The sequence below is a fragment of the Pseudomonas sp. No.117 genome, assembly GCF_054558395.1.
Window position 1 is genome coordinate 184,397 of the sequence record NZ_BAAJNP010000010.1, and the last position, 13,325, is coordinate 197,721.

General features: G+C 60.7%; 11 protein-coding genes and 1 tRNA gene. 8 read left to right on the forward strand and 4 right to left on the reverse strand.

The genetic code is table 11. From position 1 onward, the window contains the following. Window positions 1-154: 154 nt before the first annotated feature. Both ACYJP6_RS23495 and ACYJP6_RS23500 read left to right on the forward strand, forming a co-directional pair. The gene (locus ACYJP6_RS23495; protein ID WP_459478361.1) at window positions 155-676 is read left to right on the forward strand and encodes a pilin; all 522 of its coding nucleotides are present in this window, start codon (window positions 155-157) and stop codon (window positions 674-676) included. A 48-nt stretch (window positions 677-724) separates the two neighbouring features. Continuing rightward, window positions 725-1,402, forward strand: a complete 678-nt coding sequence (locus ACYJP6_RS23500) for a hypothetical protein (RefSeq protein ID WP_459478363.1) — start codon at window positions 725-727, stop codon at window positions 1,400-1,402. 13 nt (window positions 1,403-1,415) lie between these two features. Here ACYJP6_RS23500 and ACYJP6_RS23505 read toward each other — a convergent pair whose 3' ends face one another. Then, a complete protein-coding gene (locus ACYJP6_RS23505; RefSeq protein WP_459478365.1) occupies window positions 1,416-2,414 on the reverse strand; it encodes an SDR family oxidoreductase in 999 nt (332 codons plus the stop codon). A 286-nt stretch (window positions 2,415-2,700) separates the two neighbouring features. Here ACYJP6_RS23505 and ACYJP6_RS23510 point away from each other — a divergent pair. The 6 genes from ACYJP6_RS23510 (at window position 2,701) to cyoE (ending at window position 7,954) form a co-directional block, all read left to right on the forward strand. Then, window positions 2,701-2,776, forward strand: a tRNA-Thr gene (locus tag ACYJP6_RS23510). 406 nt (window positions 2,777-3,182) lie between these two features. Continuing rightward, a complete protein-coding gene (cyoA, locus tag ACYJP6_RS23515; protein ID WP_459478367.1) occupies window positions 3,183-4,106 on the forward strand; it encodes a ubiquinol oxidase subunit II in 924 nt (307 codons plus the stop codon). A 3-nt stretch (window positions 4,107-4,109) separates the two neighbouring features. Next, window positions 4,110-6,098 carry a cytochrome o ubiquinol oxidase subunit I gene (gene cyoB, locus ACYJP6_RS23520; protein ID WP_459478369.1) on the forward strand — a complete coding sequence of 663 codons (1,989 nt, stop codon included), beginning with the start codon at window positions 4,110-4,112 and terminating at the stop codon, window positions 6,096-6,098. A gap of 4 nt (window positions 6,099-6,102) precedes the next feature. Next, window positions 6,103-6,717, forward strand: a complete 615-nt coding sequence (locus tag ACYJP6_RS23525) for a cytochrome o ubiquinol oxidase subunit III (RefSeq protein WP_145006980.1) — start codon at window positions 6,103-6,105, stop codon at window positions 6,715-6,717. Continuing rightward, window positions 6,717-7,055, forward strand: coding sequence for a cytochrome o ubiquinol oxidase subunit IV (cyoD, locus tag ACYJP6_RS23530; RefSeq protein WP_059316080.1), 339 nt, complete (start codon window positions 6,717-6,719; stop codon window positions 7,053-7,055). The genes ACYJP6_RS23525 and cyoD overlap by 1 nt, the downstream gene beginning before the upstream one ends. Window positions 7,056-7,066: 11 nt before the next feature. Then, window positions 7,067-7,954, forward strand: a complete 888-nt coding sequence (gene cyoE, locus ACYJP6_RS23535) for a heme o synthase (protein ID WP_260856051.1) — start codon at window positions 7,067-7,069, stop codon at window positions 7,952-7,954. A 70-nt stretch (window positions 7,955-8,024) separates the two neighbouring features. Here cyoE and ACYJP6_RS23540 read toward each other — a convergent pair whose 3' ends face one another. The 3 genes from ACYJP6_RS23540 to ACYJP6_RS23550 all read right to left on the reverse strand — a co-directional run bounded on the left by ACYJP6_RS23540 (window position 8,025) and on the right by ACYJP6_RS23550 (window position 13,323). Further along, window positions 8,025-11,135 carry a pilus assembly protein gene (locus ACYJP6_RS23540; RefSeq protein ID WP_459478371.1) on the reverse strand — a complete coding sequence of 1,037 codons (3,111 nt, stop codon included), beginning with the start codon at window positions 11,133-11,135 and terminating at the stop codon, window positions 8,025-8,027. A gap of 782 nt (window positions 11,136-11,917) precedes the next feature. Further along, on the reverse strand, window positions 11,918-12,487 hold the full coding sequence (locus ACYJP6_RS23545) for a pilus assembly PilX family protein (protein ID WP_459478373.1): 570 nt from the start codon (window positions 12,485-12,487) through the stop codon (window positions 11,918-11,920). A gap of 35 nt (window positions 12,488-12,522) precedes the next feature. After that, window positions 12,523-13,323: a PilW family protein gene (locus ACYJP6_RS23550; protein ID WP_459478375.1), complete on the reverse strand. Its 801-nt coding sequence runs from the start codon at window positions 13,321-13,323 to the stop codon at window positions 12,523-12,525. Window positions 13,324-13,325 lie beyond the last annotated feature (2 nt).

Below are 13,325 nucleotides of genomic sequence, written 5' to 3' on the forward strand. Positions count from 1 at the left end.
ATGACGCCTGACCACTGACATTTTTTGTCATGACCTGCCCCTTTGTTGACGGCATCGACAGAGAAAACGTGCTGCAGTAGGCACTTTTCTTTGGCACGGCCTATGCTTTACCCCTGACAGGCACGTTGGCCTGACCCAACCTCGGAGAGTTGAAATGAAAGCTCAGAAAGGCTTTACCTTGATTGAGCTGATGATCGTGGTTGCGATCATCGGTATCTTGGCCGCAGTGGCCATCCCCGCATACCAAGACTACACAATTCGTAGCCGCGTCGCGGAAGGTATGGGATTCGCGTCGGAGGCTAAGACTGTAGTAGCAGATAATGCGGCAAATGCCACACCTGCAGCCAATGGAGGCTTGGGAGCTGGCTATCGCACCGGCACGGGCACTACTTGCACAGCCGCTGGAACTTGCACCAACCCAATTAACTCGAACAACGTGACTAGCTCCGCAATCACAACAGCAAGTGGTGTAATAACTGTAGCTTACACCACGAGAATTGCTGCTGCTGGCGCAAACCAAATCGTATTCGTACCCACGTCTAATGGCGCTGCACTCGTAGCAGGCACCCCCCCAACAGATCCGATTATTTGGACTTGCTTTGCCGCAGGAAAGACTGGAGCACCCGGTGGTGCTACTTTGCTTGGCAAATATGCGCCTGCCGAGTGCAGAAGCTAATAAAGCGTTTTTCGAAAGGGCTGCTTTTGCAGCCCTTTTGGAGTTAAAATGGCTAAACAGATCAGATCAAAGCCAATATCGCTGCTTTCTCTGGCAATCGCAGTGACAGGGTCAGTACTAATTTGTAACTGGACACTTTTCCAGATAGCGATAGCCGAAACCCTCCTCAAAGAGATTGCGATATTTTATGGAGGTTTGGCCCTAGCCGGACCTGCCTTAGAACATATTCTCAAGCCCAAAAAAAATGCAATTGAAAATACATTTGAAAAGTCAATACTGGCCATTCTGGTTATAATATTTTCTTTATACTCTCTTTTCGGCATTCGCCAAAAGTGTCCAGCTATAGCTATATATGAATTCGATATTATAAAGATTTACAGCAATGAAGATGTAAGAATATTTAGCTTAGGAAAGCTAGATCCACCTGCCACTCTTTCCCCTATTGGATTAGAAACCTTAGCAGTGAGGCGCTCCTTTAACAGTGACGAACTTACTGAAGGCGTAATTCTTGAATCACAAGGATTAGATTATGCACTACAAAAAAGTCGATGGACCGCGGTCTCAAGCCAAAGCGATAACATAGATAAAAAAGCGCGTGAATGCAACTTAGGGCAAAAGCCCCAAATAAAACCGCATTGTTTTAAAGCTGTTTTCCGAGGGAAAGACTTGATTGCCGAGATAAATGAATCACATCTCATACTGAAAATTAAAACCCCCTCAAGCTAGAATCTTACCCTATTCACGGCATCCCCTTCCCCCCAAAAGCCCCCACTACAGTCCCCGTACTAAAACTCGCATCCTCTTCCGCCAGCGCCACATAGAGCCCCGCCAACTCCGCCGGCTGTCCTGCCCGGCCAAGCGGCGTATCCTGCCCGAACTCCTTCATCTGCCCCTCAAGCTGCCCACCTGCCACCTGTAGCGGCGTCCACACCGGACCCGGTGCCACGGCATTGACACGAATGCCCTTCTTGGCCAGCTGCTTGGCCATGCCCTTGGTGAGATTGAGGATGGCGGCCTTGGTCGAGGCGTAGTCGATCAGTTCTTCGCCGGGATCGTAGGAATTCACCGAGACGGTGTTGATGATGCTGGCGCCCGGCGGCAGGTGCGGGATGGCGGCCTTGCTGAAGCGGAAGACGTGATAGACGTTGGTCTTGAAGGTGCGGTCGAATTGTTCGTCGGTGATCTCGAGGATGTCGACCTTGCTCTGCTGGTAGGCGGCGTTGTTCACCAGCAGGTCCAGACCACCGAGTTGCTGGATGGCCTTGCTCACCACCTCTTCGCAGGCCTCCTGGGTACGGATGTCGGCTGGCAGGGTGATGGCCTTGCGACCGGCGTCCCTGATCAGCTTGACCACCTCCTGGGCATCGGACTCTTCGGAGGGGTGGTAGTTGATGGCGACATCGGCGCCCTCGCGGGCGAAGGCGATGGCCACCGCGCGGCCGATGCCACTGTCGCCGCCGGTGATGAGCGCCTTGCGCCCGGCCAGGCGGCCCGAGCCGTGGTAGCTGGTCTCGCCGTGATCGGGGCGCGGCTCCATCTTGCTGGTCAGCGCCGGCCACTCCTGGCGCTGCTCCTTGAACGGCTCGCGGGTGTACTTGGTGCGGGGATCCTGCAGCGGCTTGGCTGGACGGGCAGTAGCGGTGCCCTCCTGGGCGACGGCAGCGCCGGAGGCCGCCGCGGCCAGGCCAACCGCGGAGCCGACCAGTACGTTACGACGGGTAAGGGAGTAATCGGTCATCGGGGTTCTCCGCTATGGGTGGCCAGCCAGCAGCCCAGGATCTTCGAGGTGCGGCCCGACTGTGACCGCGAAGATTTAGGTAGGACGATTGCCGCAAAGGTTTCCCGGACGTCCCCTGGCCTGACCAACAGCCTCTTCAGCGGCAGCCTTGTCGAACCGGGATCGTTGTTTGAAACCCGACACCAGGCCGCTGTGACAGTGCGACACATCGCCACAGCCCCTGCTGCCGGTCCGTTCGGCAGGCTTGCATAGTGACGAGGCTCGGACTTATTATTGAAAGCTTCGTGCCGGTGTAGCTCAGTTGGTAGAGCGGCGCATTCGTAATGCGAAGGTCGTAGGTTCGACTCCTATCTCCGGCACCATCCCTCCGTTTCCTCCCTCCCCGCTCTTTTCAAAGCCTTCAAGGCCTTAGCCGCCTTGGGCCGCGCCTTCCTGACCGCCGTTCCGCCTCGAGCCCCTCGCCCAGCGATGCCGACGAGCACCGCTCGAACTGGCGACTCCGACGTCCTCGACTACTCTTACCCAGCGCATGACAGTGCCTTACCCCGCCCGATTTCGGCTTTCTTGACGGGCGGCAACACCTGAACGGCGGCTGACCAAAGGGTCGAATATCCAGGCCCTCTGTGGCACCATACCGCGCTGCGAAATCCCGCAATTTCTGCAATCCATCAGCCTGCCGCACGGATGCCTGTCCGCTGCGGAGCATGAGGCTGGCGACAGGCACGTTGAGAGAATAACCACGATGAGCCGCTCTACTGAGGTCGTGAGATGAAACTAACGAAGTATCTAAAACCAACCGGTTGGCTTCTGGCCGGTGCCGCCGCGCTGCTGCTCAGCGGGTGCGACGCCGTGCTGCTGGATCCGAAAGGCTCCATCGGCGTGCAAGAACGCAACCTCATCTACACAGCGTTCGGCCTCATGCTGATCGTGGTGATCCCGGTCATCGTGATGACCTTCCTGTTCGCTTGGAAGTACCGCGCTACCAACAAGGAAGCCAAGTACACCCCGAACTGGGCTCACTCCTACAAGATCGAAGCCGTGGTCTGGCTGGTCCCCCTGGCCATCGTGGTGTTCCTGAGCATCCTGTCCTGGAAGACCTCCCATGAGCTGGATCCCTTCAAGCCGCTCGACCATCCCGAGCAGCCGCTGGTGATCGAAGCCGTGTCGATGGACTGGAAGTGGCTGTTCATCTATCCCGAGCAGGGCATCGCCTCGGTGAACGAGATCGCCATCCCGGTCAACCGTCCGGTGCAGTTCAAGATCACCTCCGAGTCGGTCATGAATACCCTGTCCATCCCGGCCCTGGGCGGCATGATCTACGCCATGTCCGGCATGCAGAGCCAGCTGCACCTGATCGCCGATCATCCCGGCGAGTTCGAGGGTCGCTCGGCCAACTACAGCGGCGCCGGCTTCTCCGACATGATCTTCGCCGTGCACGCGGTATCCACCGCCGGTGACTTCGACGCCTGGGTAGCCAAGGTCAAGCAGTCGGGTGGCAAGACCCTGGACCAGGCGAGCTACGCCGAGCTGGCCAAGCCCAGCGAGAAGCAGCCGATCGCCTACTACTCGACGGTCGAGCCGGACCTGTTCAGAACGGTCATCAAGAAGTTCATGAAGTCCGACTTCAGCAAGCAGACCGATCACGTGATGGATATGACCCAGCACGCCGGTCAACACGGTACCGAGGAATAAGTTATGTTCGGTAAATTAACTCTCGCGGATATTCCGTATCACGAGCCGATCATTCTCGTGACGTTCGTCGTGGTCGCCCTCGGCGGCCTGGGGCTGGTGGGCGCCATTAGCTACTTCGGCAAGTGGGGCTATCTCTGGAAAGAGTGGCTGACCACCGTCGACCACAAGAAGATCGGCGTGATGTATTTCATCGTCGCCCTGATCATGCTGCTGCGCGGCTTCTCCGACGCCATCCTGATGCGTAGCCAGCAGGCCATCGCCTCCGGCGGCGCCGAGGGCTACCTGCCACCGCACCACTACGACCAGATCTTCACCGCCCACGGCGTGATCATGATCTTCTTCGTGGCGATGCCCTTTGTGGCCGGCCTGATGAACGTGGTGACGCCGCTGCAGATCGGCGCCCGCGACGTGGCCTTCCCCTTCCTGAACTCGCTGAGCTTCTGGCTGTTCGTGGCCGGCGCCGTGCTGATCATGATGTCGCTGTTCGTGGGTGAATTCGCCGCGACCGGCTGGGTGGCCTATCCGCCGCTCTCGGGCATCCAGTACAGTCCAGGCGTAGGGATGGACTACTACATCTGGGCACTGCAGCTGTCCGGTATCGGCACGACCCTGACCGGTGTCAACTTCTTCGTGACCGTGCTGAAGATGCGTACCAAGGGCATGACCCTGATGCGTATGCCGATCTTCACCTGGACCTCGTTCTGCACCGCCATCCTGATCATGGCCGCGTTCCCGATCCTGACCGTGACCCTGGCGCTGCTGACCCTGGACCGTTACCTGGGCTTCCACTTCTTCACTGCAGAAGCGGGCGGCAACCAGATGATGTACACCAACCTGATCTGGGCCTGGGGCCACCCCGAGGTATACATCCTGATCCTGCCGGCCTTCGGCGTGTTCTCGGAAGTCACCTCCACCTTCAGCAAGAAGCGTCTGTTCGGCTACGTGTCGATGGTCTGGGCTACGGTCGCCATTACCGTGCTGTCCTTCATCGTCTGGCTGCACCACTTCTTCACCATGGGCTCGGGCGGTAACGTCAACGCCTTCTTCGGCATCGCCACCATGATCATCGCGATCCCGACGGGCGTGAAGATCTTCACCTGGCTGTTCACCATGTACCAGGGGCGCATCCAGTTCACCTCGCCGATGCTCTGGACTCTGGGCTTCATCGTCACCTTCAGCATCGGCGGCATGACCGGCGTCCTGCTGGCGGTACCGGGTGCCGACTTCGTGCTGCACAACAGCCTGTTCCTGATCGCGCACTTCCACAACGTGATCATCGGCGGCGCCGTGTTCGGCTACTTCGCCGGCATGATCTACTGGTTCCCGAAGGTGTTCGGCTTCAAGCTGAACGAGCGTCTGAACAAGCAGGCCTTCTGGTGCTGGCTGATCGGCTTCTACGTGGCCTTCATGCCGCTGTACATGCTGGGCTTCATGGGCATGACCCGTCGTCTGAACCACTACGACAACCCCGACTGGCACCCCTTCCTGGTGACCGCCGCCATCGGCGCCGGCATCATCGCCATCGGTATCCTCAGCCAGCTGTGGATGTTCTACGTCAGTATCCGCGACCGCAATCTGCCGGAGAACCTGGACGTGACCGGCGACCCGTGGGATGGCCGTACCCTGGAATGGTCGACCGCTTCGCCGCCGCCCTTCTACAACTTCGCTGAAGTGCCGGAAGTGCACGACATCGACGCCTACTGGGGCATGAAGGAAAAAGGCATCACCGAGAAGAAGGATGCGGATTACAAGCAGATCCACATGCCGCGCAACACTGCCGCCGGTATCGTGATCAGCCTGTTCGCCCTGGTCCTCGGCTTCGCGCTGATCTGGCACATCTGGTGGCTGGCCATCGCCAGCTTCGTGGGTTGCATCGTCAGTGCGGTCGTCCGCAGCTACGACGACGACGTCGACTACTACGTACCAGCGGAAGAAGTGGCGCGCATCGAAACCGCACGCATTCAGTCCCTGGCGAAATTGAAGCAGGCCTAACCCAATGGCGAATCAAGTTATGCATAACGAAGTCGCCCATGCCGAGGAGCATGGGCACCACGACGCCGGATCGATGAAGACATTCGGCTTCTGGTCCTACCTGATGACGGACTGCATTCTGTTCGGGACGCTGTTTGCGACCTATGCAGTCCTGAGCGGGGCCCATGCCGACGGCCCCAGCCAGAAGGACATTTTCGAACTGCCCTTCGTGCTGGTCGAAACCTTCCTGCTGCTGTTCTCCAGTATCACCTACGGCTTCGCCATGATCGCCCAGCACAAGGGCAGCAAGGGCGGCGTTCTGGGTTGGCTGGCGGTCACCTGGCTGTTCGGCGCCGGCTTCATCGGCATGGAAGTCTATGAATTCCATCACCTGATCGAAGAGGGCTTCGGCCCGGATCGCAGTGCCTTCCTGTCGTCGTTCTTCGCGCTGGTCGGTACCCACGGTCTCCACGTGAGCTCGGGTCTGATCTGGATGATCGTGTTGATGCTGCAGGTCGCTTCCAAGGGCCTGACCACCACCAACGTGACCCGCCTGTCGTGCCTGAGCCTGTTCTGGCACTTCCTGGACATCATCTGGATCTTCGTCTTCACCATCGTCTATCTGATGGGGGTGCTGTAATGGCGCACGACCATAACGCCCACGGGCACACCGCCGAGAGCCATGGCACTTTCAAGAGCTACATGGTCGGCTTCATCCTGTCGGTCATCCTGACGGTCATTCCCTTCGGCCTGGTGATGTTCCCCACCTTCTCCAAGGGCGCGACCCTGGCGATCGTGGTGATCATGGCGGTGGTACAGCTGCTGGTGCATCTGTACTTCTTCCTGCACCTGAACACCTCCGAAGAGCAGCGTTGGAACGTGATCTCCTTCGGTTTCACCGTGGTCATCGTCGGTATCGTGGTCGTCGGATCCCTGTGGATCATGTACCACATGCACCACAACATGATGATCCACTGAACCGGGCCGACGTGATGATCAAGAAGTACCTTCTCGTGACCAAGCCGGGCATCATCTTCGGCAACCTGATCTCGGTTGCCGGCGGGTTCTTCCTGGCTTCCAAAGGGAGCATCGACCCGCTGTTGCTGCTGGCGACGGCTATCGGGGTGTCGTTGGTCATTGCTTCCGGCTGTGTGTTCAACAACGTGATCGATAGGGACATCGATCAGAAGATGGAAAGAACCCGCAATCGTGCGCTGGTCCAGGGCACGATCTCCTCGAAGGTGGCGCTGGCCTATGCCACCCTCCTCGGCCTGGCCGGGGTGGGGCTGCTGTATGGGGCGACCAATCTGGTCGCTACCGCCTTCGCGGTGATGGGTTTCGTGGTGTACGTGGGGCTCTACAGCCTTTGGCTGAAGCGCACCTCGGTGTACGGCACCCTGGTCGGCAGCCTGTCCGGTGCCGCTCCGCCGGTGATCGGCTACTGCGCCGCCAGCGGCCAGTTCGACAGCGGCGCCGCGGTGCTGCTGCTGATATTCTGCCTCTGGCAGATGCCGCACTCCTACGCCATCGCCATCTTCCGTCTCAAGGACTACACCGCGGCCTCGATTCCGGTGCTGCCGGTGGCCAAGGGCATCTCGGTGACCAAGCGGCACATCGTCTGGTACACCGTGGCCTTCCTGGCCGCCACCCTGCTGCTGACCGTGCTCGGCTATGCCGGCTACGTCTACCTGGCAGTGGCCGCCGTGATCGGTGCCTGGTGGCTGCGTCTGGCGTTCATGGGCTATCAGGCCGAGAACGATGTCCAGTGGGCGCGCAAGCTGTTCGGGTTCTCCATCATCGCCATCACCGCGCTGTCGGTGATGATGTCGGTGGACTTCCAGATCCCGGGCGACGTGCTGCTGACCTACGCACGCTGAGACGCAAGGCTCCATGAAACAGCCCGGCCAAGTGCCGGGCTTTTTCATGGGTGCGAACCAGCCAGGCTCGCTAGTCCTGGTTAGTGATGACGCGCCAGGTCTGGCGGCGACTGGCCGGCAGCTTTCCGCCCAGGCCATCCGCCGACTTGCCACTGCTTCCATACATGGCCGCATCGGCCAGCGTACCCTCCACGCTGAAACTGCCATCGCCGTAGACGAAGGGGACGATCCCGCCCAGCAGGCCATCGAGCTGGATACGGCCATAGACGGTATCGGTCCCGAGGTTGAACAGCCCGCTATTGTTACCCCCGGTATAGGGATTCAGGGCATAGAGGTAGGTGGTCACCCCACTGGTACAGGCATCGGTACTGGGGATCAGGGAGCTCAGCAGGAGGGTGCCGCTGAACAGCTGGGGCTTGTTGATTACCTGTTCGCCATTGAGTGGCAGGTTGAGGTACCAGCCCTGTTTGCCGGTGACCGCCGTCGCGGGGTCGTACCAGTTCACCGTGGTGGTGGAGACGGTATTCGCCGTGCTGCTGACGCTGGATCCCGCGGAGCTGGTATAGCTGATGCTCTGGGCGGTGCCGAGGGTCTGCTGCTGGAGATTGGTGAGGGTCAGGGTCGGGGTGCTACCCGCCGCCGAACCATCGGTCTGCCGGTCCCAGATGCCATAGAGGGTCATGGCCTTGCTGGTATTGGCGATGGCATCGTTGACCTCGAGATACTTGCCGGTGCCGAACAGCACCAGATGCCCCGTCCCGCTGGGATGGGCGATGACCGAGGGGCTGGCGGTGATCGGCTGGACCAGATTGGTCGTTCCAGGGGCCAGGCTGCTCGCCTGGGCGGTGTAGAGCGGCCGGCCGCCGAAGGCCACCTGGAAGTTGTCCGCGGTGGCCGTGGCGCTCAACGAGGTTCCTATCAGGTCGAAGCGCCAGAGATTGCCATGCAGGTCGCCGGCGTAGGCGTAGTCGGCGACCAGGTCGCCATCGACATCGGCGACGAAGGGCGAACTCAAGCCGTTGGGCGTGGCCAGGTTGTCGCTGACGGGCAGCGCCTTGACCAGGCGGCCGTCGGCGATGTTCATCACGTAGAGGACGGTATTGTCCTGGGTACTGTCGTAGCCGTTGCTCAGCACCACGCCCCAGCCGCCCGTGTGCAGCCGCGCAATGACGGGTTGGCCGTAGGTGAAGCCCAGGTTCCTGTAGTCGGCATCGGCGGACGACTTTTCCCAGAGCAGCACCGGGGCGTTCGGATTGGTGATATCCAGGGCGAAGATCCCCTGCCCTCCTCCGCGCAAGGTTCCGACCAGGACGGTGCGCCAGGCGCCGCCGACATAGGCGTCTCCCACCACCGGGGTGTTGTCGACATAGGACTGGTGCCCGCCACCGGTGTAGCTGCGCTCGGTCAGCCGGGTGAGATTGCCGATCACGGCACTGGGAACGAAGGCATAGACCTCCTGCCCCTGGTCGTTGAAGGCGTGCAGCATGCCGTCGTTGGCACCGACGTAGATACGTCGCTCGCGACTCAGGTTGGCGCTGCGGAAGGTCGCGTAGGAGTTGTCGCCGACGGTGGCGTTCATCAAGGCGATGGGACTGCTGGGAACGTCCACCACCACCGGCGAGGAATTCACGATATCGCCGAGCAGGTGGTTACGCGGCCGCAAGGACGGGGTGGCACTGGGTGCTTCCAAGCTGCGATCACCGCGCAGGTAGTCGACTCGGCGACTGCCGTAGGTATCGGTGGCACCACCCGAGGTCCGGTTGAGGCTCGTCTGCTGGGTCGCGCTCAGATTGGCCCAGGTGAAATCGGCGAGAATCCCGCCCTTGGCCATATAGATCTTGCGGGCGCCGAAGGCGGTGTTGCCGGCGGAAAAACGGCCGTCCAGCTGTTGAGCCGCGCTCCAGATCCGCGTCTGGGTGGTGGCGGTTCTTTGGTACTTGATGACATCCCCGCTCCAATCGGCGCTGGAGAAGGACGGCTTGTAGGTGAACAACGAGGTGCTATCTCCCACCTGGGTGGGTGAGACCGTCTGGCTGGCGCCGACACTGGTGGATTGGCTGATCCGCGTGATCACCTTGCCCAGGGAGGTAATCAGGTCGCTGGCATTCTCGGCGCTGAAGAATTCGCCGCGCGAATTGATGGCCGCGTGCCAGAGATCGTAGACGTTGTTCTGGTTGACCGAATTGTCCGCACCCGCCACCGGCCAGGGTGTGGTGCCAGCCGCGAGACCGGTATAGCCGCCGGCGAAGGTATCGCCCCCCCAGGCAGGATTCACCAGGGCACTGCTCAGGCCGATACCGACGTAGAACCCGGTGAGATGCTGCCAGGTGGCGGGATCGTTGCGTGGATTCCAGTAGGGCGGAAGGGTACGGGTACCCTGTACCTCGTCACTGGTGACGGTGTTGTAGGGCGTTACCTTGTTGGCGAGATTGGACTGGGCATCCGTGCTCCAGTAGAGGAACGCCAGGTCCGCCAGGGTATCCGAGGTCCCATCCTGGAAGGGTGAGCGAGCACTGTACTGCTGGCCGTCCGGCAGGTCCCTGGCAGTACCGTCAGCGTTACCGGAGGCGAAGGCCGCGTTCCAGATGCCATCGGTGACGACCAGGCTGTAGCTGGCACGACAACCATAGACCGGCGTTTCGACGGTACCCGGCTGATAGGCGTAAGGACTCTCGGTGCCGCTGGTCTTGAGCAGCTCCCCTACTCGCGCGACGGCCTGGAGCAAGGGCGTACTCTGGTTGTAGTAGACATCACCCAGCCAGGTGAAGAAGGCAGCCCGGTGCGCCCCGGCGAAGGGCCGCAGGCGATTGTCGTAGGTGGCCAGGCTCGAATTGCTGATACCGCGGCAATTGGCATTGGCCGTGACCAGCACGCAAGTATCGTTGGTACCCAGCGCCTGCCAGCCCACCCTGATGTTTTCCGAGGCATCCGCCAGGGCCAGGTTGGTCGCGGTCTGGGCGGCCAGTGCCCGGCTGCGATAGAAGGAATACCAGTTGGCGAAGTTCTGCCGTTCGTCCGTGCCGTTGGGGCCGGAGGTGGCGCTGACGAAGACCCGGCGATAGCACTCATCGAGCTGAGTAGAGGCAGGTGCACAGCCGGTTTGCGAGGTATCGTAGAGATAGTAGTAAGCAGGAGCGCCGGTAACCGTACTACCAACCGACGCCGTTACGGTATATGACAACGATGAGACGACAATGCCTACAACGAACCCGCTGTAGACGACATTGCGGGTACAGGTCACCGCACTATAGCGAGGATCCGCTATGGTCGCCGTACATCCCGAGTTGGGAAAGAAAATATCCTCCAATAAAGAAGGATCCGAGATCGTGACCGAAACGCCGTTGATGCTTTCAGTGAAGCTTCTGGCGAACACGATATCTAGCGCTGTCAGCCGAGTGCGAACCGAACTGGTTCCCCTATAGCTATTCTCAGTGAAATCCTGTGATGGATTTTCTGCCAACACACTGGGACTGTCATTCCGCAGTCCAGGATTGTCATAGGTACTCCCCCGGGCCACATTGGGGTCCGTGGTGACTAGATTGGGGTTGTAGCCCCAGCTCACTCTATAGTCACTGGCCAGATTCACACTGCCCAAACCGGGTCGAAAGCCATTGACGTAAGCGCTGGTAAAGCTGGTAGTCAAGCGCGTCCGAGTGAGTCCGCCGGTGTTGCTATAGCTCACGCTGTAAGGCGCTGGGTAGGTAATTGCCGGATTGTAATAGAGGCTGTTGAAGGCCGCGGACTTGGCTCGTCGCGTGGGTCTGATTTCCTTGGTATTCGACGCATCCGGCACTACCGCCATCTGCATGCTGGTGGAATTGTCCAGGGTGACGAAGAGGTTGGGGCCGACGCTGTTGGTCAGGAACAGCGGCTGCTGGCTGAGGTTCAGGGCCGCGGCTTGGGCCGTCGGTGCGGCCAGGATCAATAGCAGGGCCAGGGGCCCGATACCCGACGCGGCTCGACTCATGGCACCTCCAGGGAGACGACGCTCTGCAGAATCACCGGAAAGCGCTGGCCCCGGTCCTGGGCGACGGCGGTGACCCGGAACAGGGTGGTAGCCGGCGCGGAAATGTCGACGGAATGGCTGCCGATAGCGGTCACTACCCAGCGCGGGGTGCGAGCGAAAGCCGAACTGCCATCGGAGCCGCGGTAGGCGACCGAGCGCGCCGTTGCCGTCGCATCGGTCGCCTGGAGCGCGGTCGCCGCCCAGGCCTGGGTCAGGGCGCTGGTGGCTAGGTCGCTGGTCTTGGTCAGGATGCAGAGATCACCGCTAGGGGCCTTGGTGAAGGCGTTCTGCACCGCCGAGACGCTATCGGTGCAGCTGGCGAAACCGGCGCTGAAGGCGGTGAAGGCCGGCTGCTGACTGAGCGCCATCAGCCGCCGCTCGCCTTCGCGCAGCGCCGCCTCCGCTGCATTGAAGGCCTGGGTATTTTCCAGCGCGGCACCGCCGCTACGGGCCTGCAGCAGGGTCTGGCGCATGCTGGAGGCCGCCAGCAGCGAGAGCAGCAGCAACATCACCAAGGCGACCAGCAAGGTTGCGCCGCGTTGTCTGCGAAGCCGGCAAGGACTCATAGCGCAAGATTCCTCAGGGTAACGGTGCTCTGCAGCATCTGCATGGGCCGGTTCGCCTTCGTCTCGTCGATCTGTTGCCCGGTCAGCGTCTTCCAGTTGACCGCCGCATTGCTGGCCACGTCGCTCTGGACCGCATCGGGGGTACTGAGCAGGGCGGCATAACGTACAGCCGGCGCATCGGCCTTGGGCGGAATCGACCAGCGAAAATCCTGCAGCCCCTGCACCAGCACGGCACTCCCCTTGCGCGTCAGAGCCCCTGCCCGCTCGCTCCAGACGGTACAGCTCAGGGTGCCGGCCCCGGGCGTAGCACTCGCGGTGTAGCTCAGCTTGAGCAGCACGTTGCCGCCGGCATTGAGATTCACCCGGGGAATGGCATTGCCCAGGCAGTCCAGATCCTTGCTGTCCAGCGCCCCCTGATAACGGATACAGACGCCCCTGGGCGCATCGACGCTGTCCGTGGTGGCGGCGAAGGTGGCACCTGCGGCGAAGGCGGGACAGCCGATGCCATCATCGTCGGCCACGGCGCCTACCGCCGGGAAGGCGGCCTCCAGATTGGTCTGCAGGCGAACCTCGGCGCGATAACCGGTCCGCGCCAGTTGCCGATCGAGCACCTGCAGGGTCAGCTGGGCATTGTTGCGATTGCCGGTCTGCCCCTGCTGGAAGAGGAAACTGCGCTTGTTGTCGATGTAGATCTGCGAGACACCCAGGACCAGGAAGGTGCCCACGGTCAGCGCGATCATCATCTCGATGAGCGAGAAGCCCTGCTGGCGGATGAGGTACCGGGGTCTCAGGTCCATGG

Bases quoted from the DNA above. Each gene is read 5' to 3' on its own strand.
- ACYJP6_RS23495 (WP_459478361.1), top strand. From the start codon at position 155: ATGAAAGCTCAGAAAGGCTTTACCTTGATTGAGCTGATGATCGTGGTT.
- ACYJP6_RS23500 (WP_459478363.1), top strand. From the start codon at position 725: ATGGCTAAACAGATCAGATCAAAGCCAATATCGCTGCTTTCTCTGGCA.
- ACYJP6_RS23505 (WP_459478365.1), bottom strand. From the start codon at position 2,414: ATGACCGATTACTCCCTTACCCGTCGTAACGTACTGGTCGGCTCCGCG.
- cyoA (WP_459478367.1), top strand. From the start codon at position 3,183: ATGAAACTAACGAAGTATCTAAAACCAACCGGTTGGCTTCTGGCCGGT.
- cyoB (WP_459478369.1), top strand. From the start codon at position 4,110: ATGTTCGGTAAATTAACTCTCGCGGATATTCCGTATCACGAGCCGATC.
- ACYJP6_RS23525 (WP_145006980.1), top strand. From the start codon at position 6,103: ATGGCGAATCAAGTTATGCATAACGAAGTCGCCCATGCCGAGGAGCAT.
- cyoD (WP_059316080.1), top strand. From the start codon at position 6,717: ATGGCGCACGACCATAACGCCCACGGGCACACCGCCGAGAGCCATGGC.
- ACYJP6_RS23550 (WP_459478375.1), bottom strand. From the start codon at position 13,323: ATGGACCTGAGACCCCGGTACCTCATCCGCCAGCAGGGCTTCTCGCTC.